Origin of the sequence: Streptomyces sulphureus DSM 40104 (genome assembly GCF_000381025.1) — a bacterium.
Taxonomy (GTDB): domain Bacteria; phylum Actinomycetota; class Actinomycetes; order Streptomycetales; family Streptomycetaceae; genus Streptomyces; species Streptomyces sulphureus.
Genome location: NZ_KB905816.1, coordinates 531,910 through 554,693, shown reverse-complemented (window position 1 = coordinate 554,693; position 22,784 = coordinate 531,910). Strand labels below are relative to the sequence as shown.

The 22,784-nt window shown below is 70.8% G+C and carries 19 protein-coding genes; 7 read left to right on the top strand and 12 right to left on the bottom strand.

The window, feature by feature from the left end; genetic code table 11:
- The first annotated feature begins 19 nt into the window (after positions 1-19).
- Entirely contained in the window at positions 20-1,054 is a 1,035-nt protein-coding gene (locus tag F603_RS0114410; RefSeq protein ID WP_019546715.1) for an NAD(P)-dependent alcohol dehydrogenase, read from the top strand.
- A gap of 63 nt (positions 1,055-1,117) precedes the next feature.
- On the opposite strand, the gene F603_RS0114405 is transcribed toward F603_RS0114410, so the two are convergent.
- Entirely contained in the window at positions 1,118-1,894 is a 777-nt protein-coding gene (locus tag F603_RS0114405; protein ID WP_019546714.1) for an ABC transporter permease, read from the bottom strand.
- Complete coding sequence (locus tag F603_RS0114400; RefSeq protein WP_019546713.1) at positions 1,887-2,876, bottom strand: ATP-binding cassette domain-containing protein; 990 nt, start codon at positions 2,874-2,876, stop codon at positions 1,887-1,889. The genes F603_RS0114405 and F603_RS0114400 overlap by 8 nt, the downstream gene beginning before the upstream one ends.
- 121 nt (positions 2,877-2,997) lie before the next feature.
- Here F603_RS0114400 and F603_RS0114395 point away from each other — a divergent pair, with 121 nt between their 5' ends.
- From F603_RS0114395 to F603_RS0114385, 3 genes are all read left to right on the top strand, one after another.
- Positions 2,998-3,804 (top strand): TetR/AcrR family transcriptional regulator C-terminal domain-containing protein, encoded by an 807-nt coding sequence (locus F603_RS0114395; RefSeq protein ID WP_019546712.1) that lies wholly within the window; start codon positions 2,998-3,000, stop codon positions 3,802-3,804.
- Between the two features lie 83 nt (positions 3,805-3,887).
- On the top strand, positions 3,888-4,715 hold the full coding sequence (locus F603_RS0114390) for an aldo/keto reductase (protein WP_019546711.1): 828 nt from the start codon (positions 3,888-3,890) through the stop codon (positions 4,713-4,715).
- Positions 4,716-4,776: 61 nt separating this feature from the next.
- Positions 4,777-5,187 (top strand): HIT family protein, encoded by a 411-nt coding sequence (locus F603_RS0114385; protein ID WP_019546710.1) that lies wholly within the window; start codon positions 4,777-4,779, stop codon positions 5,185-5,187.
- Positions 5,188-5,211: 24 nt separating this feature from the next.
- Here F603_RS0114385 and F603_RS0114380 read toward each other — a convergent pair whose 3' ends face one another.
- Positions 5,212-6,744 carry an ATP-dependent DNA ligase gene (locus tag F603_RS0114380; RefSeq protein WP_019546709.1) on the bottom strand — a complete coding sequence of 511 codons (1,533 nt, stop codon included), beginning with the start codon at positions 6,742-6,744 and terminating at the stop codon, positions 5,212-5,214.
- Positions 6,745-6,845: 101 nt separating this feature from the next.
- On the opposite strand from F603_RS0114380, the gene F603_RS0114375 reads away from it, so the two are divergent.
- A complete protein-coding gene (locus F603_RS0114375) occupies positions 6,846-7,907 on the top strand; it encodes an ATP-dependent DNA ligase (protein WP_019546708.1) in 1,062 nt (353 codons plus the stop codon).
- Between the two features lie 8 nt (positions 7,908-7,915).
- Here F603_RS0114375 and F603_RS0114370 read toward each other — a convergent pair whose 3' ends face one another.
- Positions 7,916-8,527, bottom strand: a complete 612-nt coding sequence (locus tag F603_RS0114370; RefSeq protein ID WP_019546707.1) for an acyl-CoA-like ligand-binding transcription factor — start codon at positions 8,525-8,527, stop codon at positions 7,916-7,918.
- A 175-nt stretch (positions 8,528-8,702) separates the two neighbouring features.
- Between F603_RS0114370 and F603_RS0114365 the strand changes: the two genes are divergently transcribed.
- Positions 8,703-10,097 carry a carboxypeptidase regulatory-like domain-containing protein gene (locus F603_RS0114365; RefSeq protein ID WP_019546706.1) on the top strand — a complete coding sequence of 465 codons (1,395 nt, stop codon included), beginning with the start codon at positions 8,703-8,705 and terminating at the stop codon, positions 10,095-10,097.
- Between the two features lie 66 nt (positions 10,098-10,163).
- Here the strand turns inward: F603_RS0114365 and trxA are convergent, their stop codons facing one another.
- Positions 10,164-10,544, bottom strand: a complete 381-nt coding sequence (gene trxA / locus F603_RS0114360) for a thioredoxin (protein WP_016907870.1) — start codon at positions 10,542-10,544, stop codon at positions 10,164-10,166.
- 181 nt (positions 10,545-10,725) lie between these two features.
- Here trxA and F603_RS0114355 point away from each other — a divergent pair, with 181 nt between their 5' ends.
- A complete protein-coding gene (locus F603_RS0114355) occupies positions 10,726-11,691 on the top strand; it encodes a pirin family protein (protein ID WP_019546705.1) in 966 nt (321 codons plus the stop codon).
- A 679-nt stretch (positions 11,692-12,370) separates the two neighbouring features.
- Here the strand turns inward: F603_RS0114355 and F603_RS0114350 are convergent.
- From F603_RS0114350 to F603_RS32190, 7 genes are all read right to left on the bottom strand, one after another.
- Positions 12,371-13,273, bottom strand: coding sequence for a thiopeptide-type bacteriocin biosynthesis protein (locus tag F603_RS0114350; RefSeq protein ID WP_019546704.1), 903 nt, complete (start codon positions 13,271-13,273; stop codon positions 12,371-12,373).
- 68 nt (positions 13,274-13,341) lie between these two features.
- Entirely contained in the window at positions 13,342-14,547 is a 1,206-nt protein-coding gene (locus tag F603_RS0114345) for a lanthionine synthetase C family protein (RefSeq protein WP_019546703.1), read from the bottom strand.
- Positions 14,544-17,579, bottom strand: a complete 3,036-nt coding sequence (locus tag F603_RS0114340; protein ID WP_026328418.1) for a lantibiotic dehydratase — start codon at positions 17,577-17,579, stop codon at positions 14,544-14,546. Before F603_RS0114340 ends, F603_RS0114345 begins: the two co-directional genes overlap by 4 nt.
- Before the next feature lie 83 nt (positions 17,580-17,662).
- Positions 17,663-17,911: an FxLD family lanthipeptide gene (locus F603_RS36550; protein ID WP_019546701.1), complete on the bottom strand. Its 249-nt coding sequence runs from the start codon at positions 17,909-17,911 to the stop codon at positions 17,663-17,665.
- A gap of 50 nt (positions 17,912-17,961) precedes the next feature.
- Positions 17,962-19,185 carry a methyltransferase, FxLD system gene (gene fxlM / locus F603_RS0114330; RefSeq protein WP_037956088.1) on the bottom strand — a complete coding sequence of 408 codons (1,224 nt, stop codon included), beginning with the start codon at positions 19,183-19,185 and terminating at the stop codon, positions 17,962-17,964.
- Positions 19,186-19,336: 151 nt separating this feature from the next.
- Positions 19,337-20,188, bottom strand: coding sequence for a helix-turn-helix domain-containing protein (locus F603_RS0114325; RefSeq protein ID WP_026328416.1), 852 nt, complete (start codon positions 20,186-20,188; stop codon positions 19,337-19,339).
- Between the two features lie 469 nt (positions 20,189-20,657).
- Positions 20,658-22,745: a tetratricopeptide repeat protein gene (locus F603_RS32190; RefSeq protein WP_158678644.1), complete on the bottom strand. Its 2,088-nt coding sequence runs from the start codon at positions 22,743-22,745 to the stop codon at positions 20,658-20,660.
- Between the last annotated feature and the right edge of the window lie 39 nt (positions 22,746-22,784).

Sequence of the window (22,784 nt, the reverse complement as noted above, 5' to 3'; positions counted from 1 at the left end):
CCGCGAGAAAGGCAGGAAGATGAAGGCTCTCCAGTACCCCAGCATCGGAGCTGCGCCCACCGTGGTCACCGTCCCCGATCCCCGACCCGGCCCGGGCCAGGTGCTGTTGAAGGTGCTCGCCGCCGGCGCCTGCCACTCCGACGTCGCCGTGATGAGCTTCACCGAGGACCAGTTGGGGTTCCCGCTGCCGCTCACCCTCGGACACGAGGGCGTCGGCCGGGTCGAGGCGCTCGGCGAAGGCGCCACGGGGCTGAGTGTCGGCGAGCACGTCGCCGTCTACGGGCCCTGGGGGTGCGGCGTCTGCCGCATGTGCGCGCAGGGCAGGGAGAACTACTGCCTGCGCGCAGGGGAGTTGCACATCTTCCCGCCCGGCCTCGGCGCGCCGGGGGCGATGGCCGAGTACCTCATCGTCGACGACGCGCGGCACTGCGTCCCGATCGGCGACCTCGACCCGGTGACGACGGCCCCGCTCACCGACGCAGGACTCACCCCGTACCACGCGATCAAGCTCTCGCTCGACAAGCTCGTCGCCGGAAGCACCACGGTGGTCATCGGCGCCGGCGGCCTGGGGCACGTCGGTATCCAGTTGCTGCGCGCGATGACGGCGACGCGTGTGGTCGCGCTCGACATCGCGGAGAAGAAGCTCGACCTCGCCCTGTCCGTCGGCGCGCACGAGGCGTTCCTCTCCGACGAGGACGCCGCGGGGAAGATCATGGAACTCACGGGTGGCGAAGGCGCCGAGGTGGTACTCGACTTCGTCGGCGCCCCGCCCACCACCGCGCTCGCCGGCCGGTGCGTCGGCATCGCGGGCGACGTGACGGTCGTGGGCATCGCGGGCGGTGCCCTCTCCGTCGGCTTCGGCACGCTGCCGTACGAGACGACCGTGCGGTCGCCGTACTGGGGCAGCCGCGCCGAGCTCGCCGAGGTCCTGGAGTTCGCCCGTCAGGGGACCCTCAGCATCCATGTCGAGCGGTACTCGCTCGACGAGGCGCCCCACGCCTACCAGCGCCTCCACGACGGCGAGGTGCAGGGCCGCGCCGTCGTGGTTCCCTAGCCGCACGGCGGCTCCTCGCACGCCCCCAACGCGTCGCTCTCCCTGGCGCGTTGGGGGTCCCCTTCAGCGGCTCCGCCGACGGAAAAGGACACCGCTGAGCGCCACCGAGCAGACGAGTATCCCGCAGCACCAGGCGAGCGTCCGCCACGCGGCCCCGCCCGCCGGTTCCCCGAGCAGCAGCGCGCGCACGCTCTCGATGAGCGGCGTCACCGGCTGGTGCTCGGCGAACCCGCGCAGCCACCCCGGCATCGTCTCGATCGGCACGAAGCCGCTCGACGGGTAGGGGAGGAAGAGCAGGAAGAACCCGTACCCGCCCGCCCCTTCCGCGGACCTGGCGACGAGACCGACGCAGGCGGCGAGCCAGGAGAGCGCCACGATCCAGGCGAGCAGCAGCCCCGCGGCCCCGAGCCAGCCGAGCGGGCTCCCCGCGGCCCGGAAGCCCATCAGCGCCGCGGCGACCACGACGACCAGCACGGCCACCGTGTTGCGCGCCGCGCTCGCCGCGACGTGCCCGCCGAGGAAGGGCACAGCGCCGACGTCCATCGAGCGGAAGCGGTCCACGACGCCCTGCGCCATGTCGGAGGTGACGCTCTGCGCGGTCATCGACGCCCCGTACCCCGCGCAGAGCACGAGGACCGCGGGGGCGACGTACGTGACGTACTCGGTACCGGTGTTGATCGCCCCGCCGAAGAGGTGGACGAAGACGATCATCAGCAGCACCGGCAGAAGCAGCGAGACGAGCACCGCGTCCGGGTTGCGGGTGCTGATCCTGGTGGAGCGTGCCGCGAGGGCTGCGGTGTCGGCGAGGAGTCCGCCGCGCGGGGGTGCGAGCTCAGACACGGGCGTGCTCCTCTGCTGCGAGAGCGCCGGCGGCCGGTGCGGCGCCGCCGGTGAGGCTCAGGAAGACGTCGTCGAGGGTGGCGGTGCGCACGGCGAACCGGGCCACCTCGGTGCGCTCCGGGTCCAACTCGTCGAGCAGGCCGCGGACTTGCGGCCCGCTGCCGTCGGTCGGCACGGCGACGGTAAGGGCGCCCGGGTCCACCTCCCGTGTGCGTTCTCCCAGGCGGAGCAGTGCGTCGGCGTAGGCGTCCGCATCGCGCAGCGTCAACTCCAACCGGGCGCCGCCGACTCGGGCCTTCAGCTCCTCCGGCGTCCCGGACGCCGCTATACGGCCCCCGTCGAGCAGCGCGACACGGTCGGCGAGCCGGTCGGCCTCCTCCAGGTACTGGGTGGTGAGGAAGACGGTCACGGGATGCTTCGGGTCCTGCGCCAGCGCCTCCACGAGCTCCCACAGGTCCCGGCGGCTGCGCGGGTCGAGCCCCGTCGTCGGCTCGTCGAGGAAGGCGACCTCGGGCCGCGTCACGAGCCCGGCCGCCAGGTCGAGGCGGCGCCGCATGCCGCCCGAGTACGTCGCCACGCGGCGGCCGCCCGCCTCGGCGAGCCCGAACTCCTCCAGCAGTTCGGCCGCCCGCCGCCGCGCCGCCCGACCGCGGTAGCCCCGCAGCCGGGCGACGGTGCACAGGTTCTCCTCGCCGGTCTGCGCCTCGTCGACGGCCGCGTACTGCCCCGTCAGGCTGATCAGCCGCCGTACCGCGGAGCGTTGGGAGCGGACGTCGAGCCCGGCGACGCGGGCGCGGCCGGAGTCGGCCGCGGAGAGTGTGGCGAGGATGCGGACGGTCGTCGTCTTCCCTGCGCCGTTCGGTCCCAGCAGCGCGAAGACGCTGCCGCGCGGCACTGCGAGGTCGACTCCGCCGAGCACCTCTACCGCGCCGAAACTGCGGTGGAGCCCTTCGGCCTCCACCGCCAACTGCTGCGTGTGCATGCGGTTCCCTTCTGCGCCCCCATTACCGCGTAGGGCGCACACGTCATTGCGTATGCCTTACGCATTACCGCGTATGCTATACACATCGCTGGCTGTTCCGTCCAGCGAAGGGAGCGAAGTGATGCACGACCAGGGGGAGTTGCCCCGCGGAGTGGCGGCCGCCTGGGGGTTGCAGCCCCGCAGGCCCAAGGGCCCGGTGCCCGGGCTGAGCGTCGAGCGGATCGTGGCGGCCGCCGTCGCTGTCGCGGACGCCGAAGGGCTCGCCGCCGTCTCCATGGGACGTGTCGCGAAGGAGGTCGGCGCCTCGACGATGGCCCTGTACCGTTACGTCGCCGCCAAGCAGGACCTGTACCTGCTCATGCACGACGCGGCCGCCGGGCCTCCGCCCGAGGAGCCGGCGAGCGGCGGATGGCGCGAGAGGCTGGAGGCGTGGGCGTGGGGCCTCCGCGAGGTCGCGGTCCGGCGCCCGTGGACGCTGCGCATCCCCGTCGAGTCCCCTCCGCTCGGCCCCAACGGCGTCGCATGGATGGAACAGGGCCTCCGCCGCCTCGGCGGCACACCGCTCGACCAGGGCGAGCGGCTCGCCGTCCTCACCGTCCTCGACGCCTACGTACGGGGGCAGGTGCGCGTCATGGCGGACATCGCGGCGGCAGCCGGTCGCCCCGGCGCATCCGGCGGCGAACCCGCTGAAGAGAACGCGGACCGCACCATGATGGGCTGGTACACCGACATGCTCCGCCGCGTCACCGACGCCGAACGCTTTCCCGCGCTCACCGCCCTCCTCCGCTCCGGCGAGCTGGAGCAGCCGGCCGGGGCTCCGGGCGAAGTCGGTCCCCAGGACGACGCGGCGGCCGACTTCGCCCACGGTGTCGGCCTTCTCCTCGACGGTGTCGAGCGCGCCGTCGCGCGGGCCTCCGCCGGGGACTGAAGGGCCCGCGTGGGCGGTCCGGCGCGAAGTGTGCGTGAATGGCGGGGAAAGCCGATCACCGTAAGCACCATGAGGTTTCCATCGTGACCAGCGTCCCCGCCCTCACGCTCAACAACGGCACGAAGATGCCGCAGCTCGGCTTCGGCGTCTACCAGGTGCCGGACGACGAGGCCGCCACCGCGGTCGGCAAGGCCCTCGAACTCGGCTACCGCAGCATCGACACGGCTGCGCTCTACGCCAACGAGGAGGGCACGGGCCGCGCCGTCGCCGCCTCCGGCATCCCCCGCAAGGAACTCTTCGTCACCACCAAGCTGTGGAACACCGAGCAGGGCTACGACACGGCGCTCCGCGCCTTCGACACCTCGCTCGCCAACCTCGGCCTCGACTACGTCGACCTCTACCTGATCCACTGGCCGGCGCCCGCGAAGGACGCGTACGTCGAGACCTGGCGCGCCTTCGAGGAGATCCAGCGGCAGGGCCGCGCCAAGGCGATCGGCGTCTCCAACTTCCAGACGCAGCACCTCAGGCGGCTCCTCGAGGAGACCGACATCGTCCCCGCCGTCAACCAGATCGAGCTGCACCCGCGGCTCCAGCAGGACGCGCTGCGCGCCTTCCACGCCGAGCACGGCATCGCCACCGAGGCATGGTCGCCGCTCGGGCGGAACAACGGCGTCCTCGACGACCCGCTGGTGCGGCGCATCGCGGAGTCGCACGGCAAGACCCCGGCGCAGACGGTGCTCCGCTGGCAGCTCGAACTCGGCAACGTGGCGATCCCCAAGTCGGTGACGCCCTCCAGGATGGCGGAGAACCTCGACGTCCTCGACTTCCGGCTGGAGGACTCGGAGGTGCAGGCGCTCACCGCGCTGGAGACGGGCGAGCGCGTCGGACCCGACCCGGACACGCTCAACTGACGCCGCCGGGCGGGCGGCCCGCCGCGTGCGTGCCGCCCGCCGACGCGGTTGACTGGGCCCCGTGGAGTGCCCTTTCTGCGAGATCGTCGCCGGCCGCGCCGAGGCCCACCTGGTCCAGCGCGACGCGGACGCCGTCGCCTTCCTCGACCGTCGTCCCCTCTTCTTCGGACACACGCTCGTCGTGCCCCCCGTGCACGTGGAGACGCTCACCGACCTGCCGGCGAGCGCGCTCCCCGGCTACTTCGCCCGGGTGCAGGCGGTCGCAGGCGCCGTCCAGCGGGGGACGGGCTCCGCGGGTTCGTTCGTCGCGGCGAACAACCGCGTCAGCCAGTCCGTCCCGCACCTGCACTTCCACGTCGTCCCCCGGAACCCCAAGGACGGCCTGCGCGGCTTCTTCTGGCCGCGCTCCCGCTACCCCGACGAGGCAGCGGCAGCCGAGACGGCCCGCCGCATCCGGGACGAACTCCCCTGAGCCGGCGGCGCGTTGCCCAGCGGATCACCTCAGCAGCGCCCGTACGCTCGCCACCGTGTCGGCGTCCTCGGCGCGCTTGTCATCGCGGTACCGCAGCACCCTCGCGAACCGCAGCGTCACGCCCGCCGGGTAGCGGGTCGATCGCTGCACCCCGTCGAAGGCGATCTCCACGACGAGTTCGGGCCGCACCCGCACCCCCCATCGGTGCTCTTCGACGGCCGACGCCTGCAAGCGCTCCGTCTGCCAGGCGAGGAGCGCGTCGGTCAGCCCCTTGAAGGTCTTGCCGAGCATCACGAAGGAACCGTCCTCGGCGAGGGCGCCCAGATGCAGGTTGGAGAGGGTGCCGGAGCGTCTGCCGTGTCCCCACTCGGCGCCCAGCACCACCAGGTCGAGCGTGTGCACCGGCTTCGCCTTCAGCCAGGAGGCGCCGCGCCGGCCCGCCGAGTAGGTCGAGTCGAGCGCCTTGACGACGACGCCCTCGTGGCCGCGCTCCAGCACGTCGTCGACGAACTCCCTTGCGCGCACGGCCGCTTCGGGCGCGTCGGGCAGCTCCAGCCGCCGCACCCGGAGGCGCTCCGGCACCACGTCGCGGAGCGCCCGGTGGCGCTCCGCGGCGGTCAGGTCGATCAACTCCCGGTCGCCGAGCGCGAGTACATCGAAGAAGACCGGCGAGACGGGAAGCGCGGCGCCTGCCGCGGGGACGTCCAGACGCGACCCGACGCGCCCCGACGTCTCCTGGAAGGGCCGCGGCCTGCCGCTCTCCGCGTCCAGTGCGATCACCTCGCCGTCGAGCACGACGCGCTCGGCCGCGACCTCCCCGGCCGCCTCGACCACCTCGGGCAGCCGGTCGGTGATCTCGTCGAGCGTGCGGGTGTAGACGCGCACGTCGTCGCCGTCCTTGTGGACCTGCACCCGGATGCCGTCGAGCTTCTCCTCCACGGCGCACGCGCCCAGCCGCGCCACCGCCTCCTCGACGCCGTCCGCCGGCTGCGCCAGCATCGGCAGCACGGGGCGCCCCACCTCCAGACCGAACTCCGGCAGCACGGCCCGCCCTTCGGCGAGCAGCCGCCGGGCGACGGCACCGAGCGAACCGCCGAGCATCACGGCCCGCCGCACCTCGCCCGGCTCCGCCCCGCCGGCCGCCGCCAGCCCCTCGACGGCGAGCGCGTCGAGCGCGCCCTGGCGCAGCTCGCCGGTGAGCAGCCGTACGAGGAACCACTGCTCCTCCGCGGTCGCCCGGCCCATCAACTCAGCGACGAGGCGCGCCCGTTCGGCCTGCGCGCCCTTCCCCGAGACGGCGGCCACGGCGTCGAGGGCGCCGTCCGTCCCTGCGACGGTGAGCCGCGCCTCCGAGGCCGGTGGCGGCAGCTCGCGCAGCGAGCTCCAGCCGACGCCGGTGCGGCGCTGCGGCAGTCGTCCTGCGAGGTAGGTGACGACGAGCGGCGCCTCCTCCGGGGCCGTCTCCCGGAAGAGACGCGCAAGAAGCTCCGTCTTCACCGAACGGGCCGCCGCCTCGGCGACCTCGCGCGACGTGCGGGCGATCTCGGCGAGCAACATGCCCCCATGGTGGCGCGGATCGCCCCCGCGCACCCGGGGACGTGCGCGCGGACGGACGCCTCCGGCGCGCGGGAGGCGGCTCGGGACCGCAGAATCGCGGTGTGGACCTGCCGGTGATGCCTCCGCTGAAACCGATGCTCGCCAAGGCCGTCGCCCGCATCCCGCCCGGCATGCAGTACGAGGCGAAGTGGGACGGCTTCCGGGCGCTCGTCTTCCGCGACGGCCGCGAAGTGGAGCTCGGCAGCCGCACGGGCAAGTCCCTCACGCGCTACTTCCCCGAACTCGTCGCCGAGTGCACCGAGCAGCTCCCACCGCGCTGCGTCCTCGACGGCGAGATCGTCGTCGCCCGCGGCCCGCGACTCGACTTCGACGCCCTCTCCGAGCGCATCCACCCGGCGGCCTCCCGCGTACGCCGCCTCGCCGAGGAGCAGCCGGCAGCCCTCGTCGTCTTCGACCTCCTCGCCGTGGGGGACACCTCCGCGCTCGACCTCCCCCAGCACGAGCGCAGACGCCTCCTCACCGAGGCCCTCCACGACGTCGCACCGCCGCTCTTCCTCGCCCCCGCAACCGACCGACTCGACCTCGCCAGGCGCTGGTTCGACCGCTTCGAGGGCGCCGGGCTCGACGGCGTGGTCGCCAAACCCCCCGACGGCCCCTACCGTCCCGGTGAGCGCGCCATGGCGAAGGTGAAGCACGAGCGCACCGCCGAGTGCGTCGTCGGCGGACTCCGCCGGGGCAAGGGCAGCAGCCCGGGCGCCCTGCTGCTGGGGCTCTGCTCGGGCGAGACCCTGGAGTACGTCGGCGTCTGCTCGTCGTTCGGTGCAGCGAAGTGGCGCGAGGTGACGGCTGAACTGGAGCCGCTCGCCGTCCCGCTCGCCGGCCACCCGTGGGCGGACTGGCGGGACGAATCCGCCCACGAGCAGCGCCGCCTGCCCGGCGCCCCCACGCGCTGGAACGCGGAGAAGAGCAGGGAGTGGGAGCCCGTGCGCCCCGAGCGCGTCTGCGAGGTCGCCTACGACCACACCCAGCAGGGCCGCTTCCGGCACACCACACGCTTTCTGCGCTGGCGCCCCGACCGCGAGCCGTCGAGCTGCACGTACGAACAGCTCGACGAACCCGTGGAGTTCGACGTGCGCGAGGTGCTCGCCGGAGGCGGGACGTGAGAGTCGCGTCAGTCGCCGCGGGGGTCGGCGAGGCCCGTGGCGAGCATCCCGAACGCCTCGTCGAGGAGGTCGAGCAGCGCGGCGTCGGACGCCTCCGGGTCCCAGCGGCGCAGCGCGGCGCGGAGCGCGGTGAGTCCGGCCCCCGCGAGGAGCCGCGGGTAGAGGTCGTCGGGCCGCAGGCCGGTGCGCTCGGCGACGGCTTCGGCGAGCACCTCCGCCATATGGCTGTTGCTGTGCAGCAGCTTCGGCACGAGCTCGGGATGCGCGCGCAGCAGGCGCCGGCGCTCGCGCCATCCCGGGTCGGCGACGAGGAGCGGGACGGCGGTGCCCAGCGTCCGCCGCAGTGCGTCGAAGGGGGGTTCCGCCGCGGGGCGCTTGAGGTACGCGTCGACGAGCTGCGCGCTCAGCCGCCGGTCCCAGTCGAAGACGGCGTCGTCCTTGGTCTCGAAGTAGTTGAAGAAGGTCCGCGTGGAGACGCCGGCGGCTGCGCAGATGTCCTGCACGGTCACCGCGGCCGGACTCTTCTCGGCGTAGAGCCGGACGGCTGCTCGGCGGAGAGCGTTGCGGGTCTCCGACTTCTTCTGCTCCCGCAGCCCTGCGGACGACGCCTTCGCGGGCATGGGCGGTCCCGTCCTCTTCGTCGGCGGCCCCGAGACGGTGCCTACAGTAATGCATTTTTGCAGTACTGCACGTTTCTGTTAGCGTCCCTAAAGATTGCAGGCGTCATTGAACCGGCCGGGCCCGCCGGCCGCCGACCGACGCGTCCCCCAACACCCGAGGAGGCGGACCCCTTCCATGGCGGAGTCGACAGCGCAGACCGAGAGCGAGCAGCCCTCGACCGGCGCGAAGGTGCGCGCACTCGCAAGCGGCCTCTGGTTCCCTGCGTTCTTCTTCACCGGCTTCCTCGTCTGCTACCTGCTGCCGTTCCACAACCCCACTCCGCACCACGTGGACGTCGCGGTCGCGGGCCCTTCGGCGCACCAGCTCGACCAGGCGCTCGAGGAGAAGAGCCCGGGAGCCTTCGACATCCACCAGGTCGCCGACGCCGACGCCGCCCGGCAGGCCGTCCTCGACCGCGACACCTCCGCCGGATACGTGCCGGGCCAGGACGGCTCCGAGCTCTACGTCGCCAAGGCCGACGGGTTCTCGCTGGAGTCGCTGCTGGAGAAGACGTTCACCTCGGTCGCCGAGGGCTCCGGGGGCACGCTGAAGGTCACCGACGTCGCCGGCACCGCCCCCGGGGACGCCACGGGCACCGGCCTCTTCTACCTCGTCCTCGCCTGCACCATCCCGTCGTACATCACCGTGATGATGCTCCTGCGCGTCACGATGATCTCCAAGCGCGGCAAGATCGCCAGCCTCGCCGCCGTCGGCGCGTGCATGAGTGCCATCGCCTACTTCGTCGCCGGCTACGGCATGGACGTCATCCCGCACGAACCGCTGGCGATCCCGCTCGTCTTCCTGATGACGCAGGCCGTCGCACTCACCGCGTACGGACTCGTGCCCTTCTGCAAGCAGTTCTTCCCCGGTGTGGCACTCGGCATCTTCATCCTGCTGAGCATGCCGTCGAGCAGCGGCGCCGTCCCCGTCCAGATGGTGCCGGCCTTCTTCAGGGCCCTCCACCCGATCCTCCCGATGGGCAACCTCATCGAGGCGCTCCGCGGTGTCTTCTACTTCGACGGCGTCAACGTCTGGCGGCACACCCTCGTCCTCTGCGCCTGGGTCGTGGCGGGCGTGCTGCTCCTGCTCGCCGGACGCTGGAAGGAACTGCGCGCCGCCGCCAAGGAGTCGGAGGAGGAGAAGGCCGAGGAGGAGCAGGAGGCGCCCGTCGAGGACCCGACCTTCGAGCTCCCGGAGCCGAGCGCGGTCCCGCCCCACGGACGCAGCGCCAGCGGGCAGCGCCCCGAGCTCTCCGGCCGGATCACCGACCCGCACGGCAACCCGCTCCCCGGCGTCGCGATCACCGTCACGCGGACACACGGCCGCGAGATGGTCAGGGCGACGAGCGACGCCAACGGCGAGTACGCGGCCGCCGGGCTCGCCGGGCACATCGTCAACGTCATCGCCAGCACCCCCGACCGTCTTGCCGCTGTCGCGCGGGTGCAGGTGCGCGAGGGACACCCCGTCCGACAGGACTTCCGGCTTGAACCGCGGGCCCCGCACCCCTCGCACACGGCCCCCGCGTCCTGACGCACGACGAGGGCCCCGCACCGATCTCCGGTACGGGGCCCTCGCGTTCGGCTGCTGCGTCGCGGGTCAGCCCTGCGGTTCCCCGCCCTGCTGCTGCTCCTCGACGTTCCGCCTGACTTCCTCCATGTCGACGGCGCGGGCCTGGCCGATGAGGTCCTCCAGCGCCGCCTCGGGGAGCGCGCCCGGCTGGGCGAAGAGCACCGTGCGCTCCCGGATGATCGCCAGCGTCGGGATCGACTGGACCTCGAACGCGGCGGCGAGCTCCTGCTCCGCCTCGGTGTCCACCTTGGCGAAGGCGAGATCGGGATGGCGGTCGGCCGCGGCCTCGTACACCGGCGCGAAGGACCGGCAGGGGCCGCACCACCCGGCCCAGAAATCGATGAGGACGAGATCGTTCTCGGTGACGACCTCCTCGAAGTTGTCCTTGGTGAGCTCGATGGTGCTCATGCTCTCTCCTGGTGAGGTTGGGACCCGGACCGCAAGGTGGGCTGCCGTCCGGCGCTCGGTGAACAAGACCGTGCGGACGGGCATTCCCTCGATCCGAGCGGGTATTCCCCCGCGTCGGAGGCCGGTTCCGACGCCATGATCACGGGGCCGGAAGCCGTCCGACACCAGTCTGGGAGCAACGATGAGCAATCTCGACCTCAGGCCCTCACCCACGACCTGCGGCGGTCGCGAGGAGGTCTCGGCCGCCCCCGTCCACGAGCTCCTGCAACCGCGCACGGTTCCGCTCGGCGGCTCCACGGTCGTGCGCCGGCTGCTCCCCAACCTGGGCCGGCGGATGGTCGGCGCGTGGTGCTTCGTCGACAACTACGGCCCCGACGACATCGCGGAAGAACCCGGTATGCAGGTGCCGCCCCACCCCCACATGGGGCTCCAGACCGTTAGCTGGCTCCACCAGGGGAGCGTCCTCCACCGCGACAGCCTCGGCAGCCTCCAGACGATCCAGCCCCGCGAACTCGGCCTGATGACCTCGGGCAACGCCATCTCGCACTCGGAGGAGTCCCCGCGCACCCACGCCCGCTGGCTCCACGGCGCCCAACTGTGGGTCGCCCTCCCCGACGCCTACCGCCACCGCGAGCCCACCTTCGAGCACCACCCCGGCCTGCCCACCTTCCACGGAGGCGGCGTGACGGGCACCCTGATCCTCGGCGAACTCGACGGCGCCGCCTCACCCGGCACCGTCCACACCCCACTGGTCGGCGCCGACCTCACCCTCGACCCCGGCGCGGACGCACGTCTGCCCGTGCAGCCCGACTTCGAGTACGCAGCGCTGACCATGGAGGGCACCAGCGAGGTCGACGGCGTCCGACTCGCCCCGGGCGCCATGCTCTACCTCGGCTGCGGCCGACACGAACTCCCCCTCCGTGCCGACGCCGCAAGCAGCCTGCTCCTCCTCGGGGGCGAGCCCTTCGAGGAGAAGCTGGTGATGTGGTGGAACTTCGTCGGGCGGTCGGGCGAGGAGATCGTAGCAGCCCGCGAGGGCTGGATGTCAGACAATCGCTTCGGCAATGTGCATGGGTACGACGGGGACCGGTTGGAGGCCCCGGAGCTGCCGGCTACGCCGTTGAAAGCGCGGGGTAGGACTCGTTGACCTGGGGTTTCGTTGTCGATCGGATGTGAGTCTGAGCGGGTTTGGGATCGAAGCGCGGTGCTTCTTGCCGAGCTGGCTATTGAGCAATCGCTTGGTGTGTCCGGAGAGCCTCGTGGCGACCGGAGCTGTTCTCAGGTGTGTCCTTCTGGGGCCCTGTGTGGCAATCCCAATGCTGACCCAATGCTGACTTTGCTGACGGGGTGTCAGGTCGGTGCCGAGCGCCTCGCCGAATCCACCCCTCGTCGTGCTCGTTCGTTCAGGAGCCTCGGCTTGGCGCTGGCGGAGGTGTGTGGATCGCACGGCGTACCGCGCATGGGCTCGTCCTGGACAGATGCAGGAGTGTTGGATCTTCTGTTGCGGAGATCCAACAAGATGTCAGCGGCGGACCGCAAGGACGAACTTACTTTGGGGCGCACGTGATTGCTGCATTCGCGCCCCTATGGCCTTCGTGATCAGGCGCCACAGCAATCTACGTGTGCTGCTTCCGTACTTCCACCCTCGGACATCAGGAGTACGCCGGCCATATTGTGGAGCTGCTCTCCTCTGGGCGCTGCGGCGTTCGGCTATCCCGAGGGTCCGAGGGCAATGCGGCTGTTGTGAGGTGTTGTTGGGACGTTGACGAACGGCCGAAATGGCTATCGACAGCCGAGAGAAGCTGCTGGTAAGTCGCTTGCTCCGCTTACGCGCTCTCGACCGACGTTGATGGGTCGAGGATCGCTTTTCGTGCCGTAACGGCGAGAGCCGCCTGGCTCTTGAGGGGAAGGCCGAGGCGGTTCCAGTGGAATAGGACGTGGTAGGTGAGGACTTGGCGGAGGCCCCGCTGGAGGGTGCCATTTCGGGCGGCTTCACCGAGTGCGGTACCGGCCTGGTGAAAGGCCCAGTGATGTTGGCTCGCTGCGGCTGCAGGGCTGGTGGTGCTGAGGAGGGCACCGTTTGGGGAGATGTCGCTGTGGAGGAGAGCGGTGATCTTCGCAGTCAGGGCATCGAGTTGGGCGTGGGGGAGCTGGTGGCGTGGGCGTTCTTCAGCGACGCGGTGCCAGGTGTCGCCGGTTTCGTACCATTCGAGTCCTGCGGCGCGGAACAGCGTGGTGCACAGCAGGACGGAGAGTTCGCGGCGGCCGAGCGGGGTGTTGGATGGGTGGAGGATGGCGTGGCTGTCGGCGGTGAAGAGGTCGTGAGCGATGTGGATGCCGGTCTCGCCGCCGAAGGCTGCGGTTTCGGGTTCGTAGAGGGTGGGCCACCAGCGGTGTAGGTGGCCGGAGTTGACGAGGCTGGTCAGGCCGGTGCGGAGGTGCTCCGGGAGAGCGCGGTGGAGTGTGCGGAGGCGTAGTCGCCAGCAGGGGTGTTTGCGGATGAACCACCAGCCGGAGAGTTCGCCGGCTTCTTGAGCCTGGTCGAGGAGAGGGGCCAGGTGGTCGCGAGCGGTGGCGTCAGCGGTGGGCCAGTGGTCGAACTGTAGGTTGAGTTGGTGCCATTCGGTACGGAGAGTGCCGCGGGTGAGCGCTTCTCGTCCTGCTCGCCGATAGTTGTCGGCGGCATCGCGGAGTTCGGCGCTGGTGAGGCCGGTGTCGGCCGTCGCCATGTGTGCGGGCGTGCCGTTTAGGAGGGTGAAAACGGCGTCTTCGATAGTGCTCGTGCGGTCTTCTGGGGTCAGTCGGTCAGGAGGCATGCGTCCCATCCGCAGGTCGGTGTCTCGGGGGCAGCGGCGGTGGTGAGGGCGAGGGCGACGCCGGTGGCTCCGGTGAGAAAGCCGGAGCTGGCAGGGAGGTCTTGGGCTTGGTGTGTGAGGGCGGCGGCCAAGACGGGTAGGTGCGTGGCGAGTTCACGGATTCGAGCGTCGCGGACGGTGTGCCGGGTGGTCTGGTACAGGCCGGCCCAGCCGTGGCAGAGGCCCGGGTCAGTGAGACGAGCGAGTTGGTTCGGGTCCGTGAGGCAGGCGAGGGCGGCGTGTTCGAACCCGTCCTGGAGGGTGGTGTCGCGGAGAGCGAGGGCGGCGAGCTGCCCGGCGCGGGCGATGCCGGGGGTGCCGTAGCACCAGCTCGGTCGGGCGGGACCCGGCTGGTCGGGGGCGCCGGTGGCTAGTTCGGCGCGGGTGAGGGTCTCGGGCCACCAGGGGCCGCGGTCGCCGGGTTGTTTCCAGCGGGTGAGCCATCCGCACATGTCGGTGAGGGCGTCGTGATGTCCGTCGACGATGAGGCCGCGCAAAAGGGCTTTGCTGAGGAGGAGCAGGGGGCCGGTGAAGCCGTGGGCGAGGCCGAAGTTGGCGTGTCCGCCGTGTGGATCGGGGCGGGTCTCGGGGTCGTGTCCGACCCACCATCCCGGGAGATGCGCGTTGTAGGGGAGTGGGCGGGCCAAGGCGATGAGGTAGTGCAGGAGTTGCTCCATCGTGGAGCTGGTCGGTGCGGTGCGGAGGAGGTATGCGCCAAGACCGGTGAGGCCGTAGAGCAGGTCGTACTCGTGGAAGGCCGCCAGCTCGCCGGCAGCCAGGCGGGCATGAGCAATACGGAGGCGTCGCCGAGTGAGGGTGAGGACGCACTCGTGGAGGCGCGCCCGGGCCTCGGTGTAGTGGCCGGTGGTGTCCAGGACGAAGGCGAGGGCGGGGGCGCCGAGGAAGAGGCCGGTGCTGTCGACTGCGCTGATCGGCGCCTTGGTGGCGTGCGTGAGCCAGGCGTGGGCCTCCGCGTGGGCAGCCTCTCCACGGTGGGTGCGTTCGATGGCGAAGAGTGCTGTTCCGACGGCTCCGTGGGCGAGGGATTGTGCGTGCCAGGGATTGCTGTTTGAGGAGGTCTGCTGCGGCTGAAGGTGCCGAGTGTAGGTGCTCAGGGTCTCGTCGAGGAGGATGCGCTCGACGTTCATCGGTTGCGTCGGGGCGAGTTGATCCGGCGTAGGGCGCAGGAGCGGACCAGCCGGTCGGTGGTTTCCTGGTCGTGTTCGTCGACGCTCAGCGCTCGGAGCTGGTGTTGGTGGAGGAGTGAGCGCAGGACGGTGAGCGGGTCGCGTTCGGCGAGCAGACGGGCGCGGTAGTGGACGAGGGCTTGGGCCCGGTCGTGCCAAGTCGTGGCGAGTTCTTCACGACGGGGCAGGGCGGGGCCGTCGAGGAGGGCGAAGGCTTCGTCGCGCAGGTGCGGGTCGAGCGGGCCATTGCTGCGGGGGAGGGTGTCCACGAGCCAGTGCAGTGCTTCGCCAGGTGAGGCGGCGAAGGCGGTCGCGAGGTCGAGCATGCTGGCGGCGGTGAGCGCCGGGGCAGGGAGCCGTGATCGTCGGGTGGCTTGGAGCTGGGCCAGGGCTGCGAGGGAGTCGGCGTGGAAGACCCTGTGTGCCGCGTCCATCGCCGGGCCGCTGCCGTAGCGGCCGACCTGGGGTGTGTAGGAGGTCATCGCCAGGTCGCTGCACAGGTGTCGGTCGCGTAGACGTGTTGCCCAGTCATGTGATGCCTCGCCTGCGGAAGCGTAGTCCGATGGGTCCGACAGGTGGAAGTGCAGCACGAGCTGTGGGGCTTGGCCGGGTTGAGAGCGGTTGTGTGCCCGGATGAACCACCAGCGCGGTGGCGAGATGAACTCGTCGAGTAGCGTCGGTAGATGATCGAGCAGGATGTCGTCGAAGCGGGCCGGGTGAGCGTTTAGACGTGCCGTCAGGACGCGGGAACGCCCGGGCCACTGCGCCTGAGCGTGTCCCCGGGATGTCGGGAGCGGTGCCTGTTCCGCGGGCGTCTCCGCGATGAGGGGGAGAAGCAACTCGTGCGGCCGGTTGTCGCACCAACCGAATGCGCCCGGCGCGGGGGCCTCTCGCAGCTCAAGGTGACCGGTGGCGTTGAGTGCGCGGCGCAGAAGACGGCGGTGCCAGGGATGTTCGAGGTCGAGCGGGAGACGTTGGTTGTCCACGACGGCGAGTACCCGCTTCGGCACGTGTCGAGGGCCCCGCCAGTCGTCGAGGTGCTTGTCCCAAAGGGCCTGGTCGTCGCTCGCGGAGATCTCTTCGCGGCGGAGGCGCCAACGAGCGGGCGAGAGGATGGTGTTGCGGTAGCAAACGCGGGGCAGTGAGGGCAGTGCCGCCGCGAGGCCGAGGTCGAAGCCGCCGTAGGCGGCGCAGCGCGCGGTAGGGAGTTCGGCGAGGAAGCGGGCGAGGGGAGGGGTGTGGACCGAGGCTTCCAGAGCGTGCAGGACTCGTGGGGCCAGGTGCCGTCCTGTCGACCTCTGTACGAGATGGAAGCGGCGGGCGTCGGCGGTGACGGCCAGGTCCTGGAGCGGGATTCCGGACTCGTGCCGCCGGTGTTCGGCGAGCGTGATGACCTGGTCCAGGATCTCGGGGGTCCGCGCGACGTTCTCGTTGCGGCGCTTGCGCGGGACGAAGGACAACTGGACCGCCTGCGTGTCCACTTCCGCGGATATGTATGAGGATGCCCACTCCGCCCGCTCGCGCTCGGACAGCAGGTGGAGGAACCGTCCGGCCATGCTCGTCGCCGGCCTGGGCGCCCCAGTAATGGCGACTTCGAAGGCACCGTGGTTCAAGGACTGGAGCGACTCGGCGTGGACCTCGAAGGCGACCTCGACCCGCGGCACCGGAAGTAACTCCTCGTCGGCTCCCAGAGCGAGGGAGGCGACGGTGCCCTCGTCGAGGACGAGCTCGTTGTGCCCGTCGCGCTGCGCATCCTGAACCAGGGCCAGCAGCTTCTCGTCGCGTGGCGTGACCACCCGTGGTTGCCGCTGTCGAGCGGAGCCCTGGAAGCCGGCCGGGAGTCCGAGTCCGCTGTCGGAGACCAGTTCCATGAGAGGGACGCAGGCGCCGACGCCGTAGCGCGAGCGGAAGCGTTGGTGGTAGTCACGCCACTCCGGTCTGCCGAACGGCGCGGGCGTGAGGCGATACATCACCTCGACAGCCTGAGCCGCCTCCCGCACGACAGACCTCGGCAACTGCACGTCGGCATCGAGCGAGGTGTCGACGACGAGCGGCACCGGAGCTGCGTTGCTCACCTGCCGCAGGTCCGTGAGTGCTGCGGCCAGCGGCGCGGCTGATCCGCACTGTGCAACTGCGAGTTGATGGTGCAGGGCGCGGAGACGGTGCAGGAGGTTTTGAAGGTGCGGGATCTCGTCCGCTTGCACTGCGTGGAGCTGTTCACACAGGTGCCCGAGGGGGTCGAGGTCGGTCATGGGCGCTCGCAGGCTGCTGAGTAACACGCCCTGCGCGATCAGCCCGTCGAGGACTCGGGCGATATCGTTTCCCTTTGCTGAGGGGAACCGCGTCAAGAGGCTGTCGTGCAGCTCGCCATAGGTGCAGGGACGCTGGGCGGCGTCGAGCACGAGGGCGACCGGACGGGTGACCTCGACGGAAACCTCCACCGGCGCGAACTCCCCGCTCCAGGCATCCGGAATCCCCGGTACGACGAAACGGGTCCCGCGCCGGTGGCCGGTGTTGTTGGTGACGAACGAAAGTCGCTCGCGCACCTCCGGCTGTTCTTCCAGGCGTTGAAGGACGTCGGCGAGCCAGACCGCGTCCGGCCGCACATGCACACGGTGCCTGCCTCCCCACGAGTACTGGGCCTCCGCTCCGACTTGGATGCCGGCGACGCCGGCGAAGAGACCGAACGGCGTCGTCCTGCCGTCCCAACGCAGGAGGTACGAGGTGAGCGACAGCACGGCACGCCGTAACTGCCGTGCCGCCGGGCAGCGTTCACGGGTCAGAGCCTCGATCCGTTGGTGGAGTTGCGGATTCGCGACGAGCAGTGCTTCTCGCAGAGCGTCGTGCAACCAGGTCGTGTTCAGCCAGGCGAGGACCCGGGCAGCGTCCTCAAGGTCGAGATTGCGTGGTACGTCCGGATGAGCGTGGGCGGTCGTGGCGCGGAGCATGCCTCCGCCCTGCCACGCGTAGCGGATACTTCGACGTGCTGCCACGTGCCCTCCCTGCGTGAAGACGACGGATGATGAAGTCCGGGCGCGCCGAGCCGAGCGGCGGGGCGCACCCGGGCATGGGGCTGTCAGGCGGGGTCGTCGGTGAAGGAGTTGCAGGCGCTGCCGCTGCAGGTGGAGCCGCAGCCGTCGCTGGTGTCGCACATCAGCTTGCCGTTGGGGTGCGCCGCGACGACGACACTGACGTCGAGGGTGAACTCCTCGGGGTCGAAGGGCAGTTCCGCGAGCTCGGGGGGCTCGCTGCTCAACTCCGTCAACTCGCCCGGCTGGACTGCGGGTTCCGCCGTCAGGGCCGGGAGGGTTGGGGTGATGGCCATCTCGATCACTCTCCTGTGCGTCGGAGTCGGATGGTGCGGTCCCTGGCTCCTCAGCTGGTTTCGCCGGGGGAGGGCCAGGAGAGGGTGATGCGGCTGTGCCGCTTGTCGATGACGCGCTCGCCCGGTAGTTGGTCGGTGGGGGTACCGGCCGGATAGACGCCGATCGTCGGCCCGCTGCCGCCGCGCACGGTCTCGTTCCACCGCCGTAGGTGCGCGGCGATCTCCTCGGCGAGCTGCTGTCGGTGCGGGCCGAGCGCGTGCACGCCGAACTCGACTGAGGATTCGTCGTCGGTGCGGCGAGTGGTGACGTAGGCGAAGGTGTCACCGGCGACGGCCGCGAGGCTGTACCGCTTGTTCGTCGGCGCGACGACGCCGGAGTCGAGGGTGGGGTCGACGGCCATGATGCAGAACCCGCCGAGCACCGTGGCGAGGTACAATTGCAGTGTGTCGAAGGGTTCTTGCCGGCCGAGCGTCACGCCGCTCCAGACCTCCGCCCGGGGCGTGCGCACCGCGTTGTCCAGCTCCTGCGGCTGGATCGGCATACCGTCGTCGAAGCGCAGCCCGATCTCGTCCGTGCCGTTGACGAGGAGCAGAGTCTCGCGGTGGGCGCCGGCTCCCCGCATCGGCACGAACCCGCACACCAACGCGGAGGTGCTGGCGAGATGGTCGCCGTGCCGGTTGAAGGAGATCGAGCGGGTCAGGCCCCGCATCCGTAGCGGGACGACGAGGCGACCGTGCGGCGCAAGGTCCCGCACCCACGCGCAGGGAATGTCCCATGCCCCCGCCGTGACGACGATCGCGTCGTAGCGAGCGTGCTGCGGCACGCCCTCCTCGGCATCGGATGTGACGACGCGGACGCGGGAGTAGCCGGCCTCGTCGAGCAGCCGACGTGCTCGGGCGGTGACATCCGGGTCGATGTCGACGGTCGTCACCTCCCCCGCCTCGCCGACCAGCTCCGCGACGAGCGCGGCGTTGTAACCGCCCGAGCCGATCTCCAGCACCCGCGCGCCCGGCGCAATGCCGGCCTGCTCCAGCATCATCGCCTGCACCTGCGGCGCCGAGACCGAGCTCTGTGCGACGCCGTATTCGTCGGTCTTGGTGACGACCGCACGGTAGGCGTCGTAGACGTCCTCCAACGGGGCCTCGCGAGCGAAGAGATGCCGCGGAACCTTGCGGAGTGCTGACTCGACCTCCTTGGTCGTGACGGTCCCGCCCGCGACGAGGGTGTCGACCGCCTCGTCCCGAAGCCGGGCGGCACGGTCGGCGGCGTTCATGTCGTTCACGGAGATCTGTTCCTTCCGAATGGGGCGGGCGCACAGGGAGGTGAGAACACGGCGGCGAAGCTCAGCGCGGAGCGGCGACCTGAAGTGAGGCTAGAAACTCGCGGAACGCTGCGGCCACGTTCTTGCATCGATTTGCACCAAGTCACTCGTGCGTGCTGAGCGCCTTCGAGATCAGGTTGCGGGCTCGGTCTCCGTAGACGGCCGTTCCGGCGATCGCGGAAAACGCCTTGGCGTAGGCGGCGACTTCGCTCGGCGCGGTGAGGTTGACCGCCGCTGTGAGCAGCTCGACGCTGACCCGTCGGTCGTCGAAGAGGTAGAAGGACTCAAGCGGCCAGGAGGTCGCCCGCGGGGCGTCGGACGGAACGATCCCCAACGACACGTTCGGGCGACGCATAACGTCGAGAACCGAGTGGAGCTGCGCGACGAGCACGTCCGCAGGCGCCTGCCGGTGGTGCAGCACGGCCTCTTCCAGCAGGAAGGCGAAGGAGCGATGCCCGTCCTGCAATACGAAGGACCTGGCGAAGCGGGCCTCGGCAGCCGAGACGGAGTCGTCGGGAGTGCCCTGGAACGAGGATATGGTCGCCAGCAACGCCGTTGCGTACTCTCGCGTCTGAAGCACGCCGGGCAGGACGTTCGAGCAGTAGATACGGAAGTGCCGTGTGGTTCCGTACAGGTGCTGCACATCCTCCTGCGCCTGGCGCATACCGTGCTGGTGGAGCTGCTGCCACGACGCGTACATCTCGTCCACGTGCCGGGACGCGACGATCAGATCCACCGCCTGAGCCGGCTCTTCGCAGGCCGCACACCAGGCGTCGATGTCGGCGGCCGAGGGCGGGGTCTTCGCGCTCTCGATGCGTGAGGTCTTCGCATCGCTCCAGCCGCACCGCCGCGACAATTCATGACCGGTCAGGCCTGCAGCCACCCGCAATCCGCGAAGTCGATGGGCGACAACTTCCCGTGCTACGCGGTCGCTTGAGGAGGGCGACATCGACATGGGCGGCTCTTCTGTGGGGGACGTGTCAATCAGCAGTTCGCCGAGGTACTCGTGATGGCTGCTCGCCGGAGCATCGGGAGTCTTCGTGCTCGGCCGCACGGATCACGGCGCCGGGCTCCCGCTCTTCACCCTGCTGCACCACCTCGCACGCCTCTCTCACGATCCCCACCATGCGCGCCGGGAGCCGGACGACAGCCTCCTGGTGCGGCACCCCCGGAGCGTGCCCGGGGGCCTGGCCTTCGGCACAGGCATTCTCCAGCTCAGGTCCGGCTTTCCAGCCTTGGATGACGAGCTCAGCCGTGCGCGCGTCGACCCACACCGTCGGGGAGCCCTGCTGCCCGGTGCCGGGGTCGACCCCGACGAACCGCAACGCGCCCCCCACCTCGCCGTCGGAGGGACATCGGCCATCTTGCACGAAAGGTCTCCTTGTCAGTGGAAGGCCGCGCGGATTCGCGCCCGCCGAACTCGCCTACTCGTCACCGACGGAGGGGAGTTGGTCGAGAAGGGCAGCGATACGGTGCGCGTCGTCGGTGCTCAGGCTGTCGGGAACCGTGGTGAAGCGCCGGACGGCCTCGGTGTAGGCGGCACGTGCGTCGCCCCAGCGCTCGTGCCGCCGGGCAACATCGCCCCGGAACTCCGCGACCCGTGCGTGCCACAACACAGCGCCGGCTTCGGCGAACTGTGCCTCGGCTCGATCGAAGAGCGCCCAGCTACGGGGAAGTTGGTCGGGCGAACGCCCGTGGGCACTGGCGAGGAAGGCGAGTGCGCGCGCGGCGTCCAACCGGTCGCCGACACCGGCCAGAGCGCTGTGCGCCTGCCCGAGCTGTTCGATCGCGTCGGCGTCCCGGCCCTCATCGAGGGCCAGCCAGCCGAGGAGGACGCGGGTGAGCCCGGCTTGACGGGAGTAGAGCTCCGCGTCGTCGGCATGCCGCTCGCGGAGGGCCTCGCGCAGGCGAAGGCTCTCCTCCAAGAGCGGGCGCGCAAGGCCGAGTTCGCCCTGTTCGAGGTGTATGTTGCCCAGCTGGTTCAGCGCCTGTGCCATGCCGCGCGGGTCGTCGTCGAGGCGGGCGCTCTCCAGCGCCAGGGCTGCGCCCTCGCGGGCCTCGGTGTGACGACGCAGGCCGCGGAGCATCACGCCAAGGGAGGTGAGCATCTCCCGCTCGGCGAGCCGATCGCCGCACCGGCGGGCTGCGGCGAGCCCGCGCTGGTGAAGGTCGACGCCGAGCTCCAACGGTTTGCGACGGTGGAAGTGCGGCCACATCGCGTGGACGAGCTGCCAGACGGTCCGATCCCATCGGCGCTCCTCGGCGAGCAGGATCGCCGCCCGGAGAGCGGCCTCGTGGTCCTGCAACCAGTCGAGAGCGGCGCCGTGGTCGTGGAACGGGGCCGGGTTCGGCAGGTACACCAGGTCGCGCGGCAGACGCCGGTGCCATGGGGCCAGTTGGCGCTCGGCGCTCGTCGCGGTCGCCAGAAGCCAGCCCATCCAACGCCGCAACACCTCCTGCTGCATATCGGCCGTGTCGTCACGGGCCAAAGCGGCGGCATGGCGACGGACGTCGTCGTGCAGACGCACCGTCAGGCGTCCACCGCGACGTACGGGCTCCGCCAAGCGGAGGTCTACGAGCGCTTCGAGCGCGCGCTCGGCCACATCGGCAGGCAGCGCGCCGGCAGTGGCGACGGCGTCGAGGTCGACGTCGACGACGGGAAGCAGCCCGAGGACGCGGTAGCAGCGAGCCTCGTCGACGGTGAGTTCTGCGTAGGTCTCGTCGAGGGATTCCATCAAGCCTCCGTGGGCGAGTTGCAGTGATGCGCCCGGACGCGCGGCCAGGCGTGCGGCGGCGATGCACAGGGGGAGTGGGCGGTGTCCGCAGGCACTCGCGAGGGCCTCCGCGGCGTCGAGATCCGCGTGGACCCGCTCCGTCCCGAGAAGGTGACGAAGCAGTGCTTGGGAGCCGTCCCGCGGCAGCGGCGGGACGCGAAGGAAGCGCGCTCCGTGCCCGGCCAGCGCAGGAAGAGCGCGCCTGGCCGTGACGACGACCGTGTGCGCCCCACCGGCCGGCAGCAACGCCCGGACCTGGTGCGTGGACCGTGCGTTGTCGACGAGAAGACCGAGCTTCGGTCGGGATGCGGTCACCGTGCGCCACAACCCCTGCACTTCGTGGCCGGCGTGCTCCACTCCGAGCGCGACCAGCCAGTGCCGCAGGACGACTTCGGGCTCCAGCGCCCCTCCGCTGCCGCCGAGGTCGGCGAAGAGCTGCCCGCCCGGTAGCGAGCGTCCGCGGAGCCATCGAGCGGCCAATTGCGTCTTGCCGATCCCGCCCGGACCGGTCAGGACGAGGAGTGCGTGGCCGTCCGGGGCGAACTCGGCCGCCCAGGAATCGAGCCGCGCGAGCTCGTTCTCCCTGTCGCACCACACCGGCGGATCGGGCGGCAGCTGCTGCGGCCTCGTCTCCCACGGCTGCGAAGCCGACCGGCTTACGTGGACACCGCCGTACACCTCGCCCGCCTGCACGACCACGCCGGCACCGTTGACACCGGAGACGCAGTTGGACGTCATCGCCATGCCTCCACCCGGGGTTGCGGTAACCGTGCAAGA

Coding starts and splice junctions, on each gene's coding strand:
- F603_RS0114410 (WP_019546715.1), top strand. CDS start 20: ATGAAGGCTCTCCAGTACCCCAGCATCGGAGCTGCGCCCACCGTGGTC.
- F603_RS32190 (WP_158678644.1), bottom strand. CDS start 22,745: ATGACGTCCAACTGCGTCTCCGGTGTCAACGGTGCCGGCGTGGTCGTG.
- F603_RS0114400 (WP_019546713.1), bottom strand. CDS start 2,876: ATGCACACGCAGCAGTTGGCGGTGGAGGCCGAAGGGCTCCACCGCAGT.
- F603_RS0114355 (WP_019546705.1), top strand. CDS start 10,726: ATGAGCAATCTCGACCTCAGGCCCTCACCCACGACCTGCGGCGGTCGC.
- fxlM (WP_037956088.1), bottom strand. CDS start 19,185: ATGAACGCCGCCGACCGTGCCGCCCGGCTTCGGGACGAGGCGGTCGAC.
- F603_RS0114345 (WP_019546703.1), bottom strand. CDS start 14,547: ATGAACGTCGAGCGCATCCTCCTCGACGAGACCCTGAGCACCTACACT.
- F603_RS36550 (WP_019546701.1), bottom strand. CDS start 17,911: ATGGCCATCACCCCAACCCTCCCGGCCCTGACGGCGGAACCCGCAGTC.
- F603_RS0114350 (WP_019546704.1), bottom strand. CDS start 13,273: ATGGCGACGGCCGACACCGGCCTCACCAGCGCCGAACTCCGCGATGCC.
- F603_RS0114395 (WP_019546712.1), top strand. CDS start 2,998: ATGCACGACCAGGGGGAGTTGCCCCGCGGAGTGGCGGCCGCCTGGGGG.
- F603_RS0114325 (WP_026328416.1), bottom strand. CDS start 20,188: ATGTCGATGTCGCCCTCCTCAAGCGACCGCGTAGCACGGGAAGTTGTC.
- F603_RS0114370 (WP_019546707.1), bottom strand. CDS start 8,527: ATGCCCGCGAAGGCGTCGTCCGCAGGGCTGCGGGAGCAGAAGAAGTCG.
- F603_RS0114380 (WP_019546709.1), bottom strand. CDS start 6,744: ATGTTGCTCGCCGAGATCGCCCGCACGTCGCGCGAGGTCGCCGAGGCG.
- trxA (WP_016907870.1), bottom strand. CDS start 10,544: ATGAGCACCATCGAGCTCACCAAGGACAACTTCGAGGAGGTCGTCACC.
- F603_RS0114365 (WP_019546706.1), top strand. CDS start 8,703: ATGGCGGAGTCGACAGCGCAGACCGAGAGCGAGCAGCCCTCGACCGGC.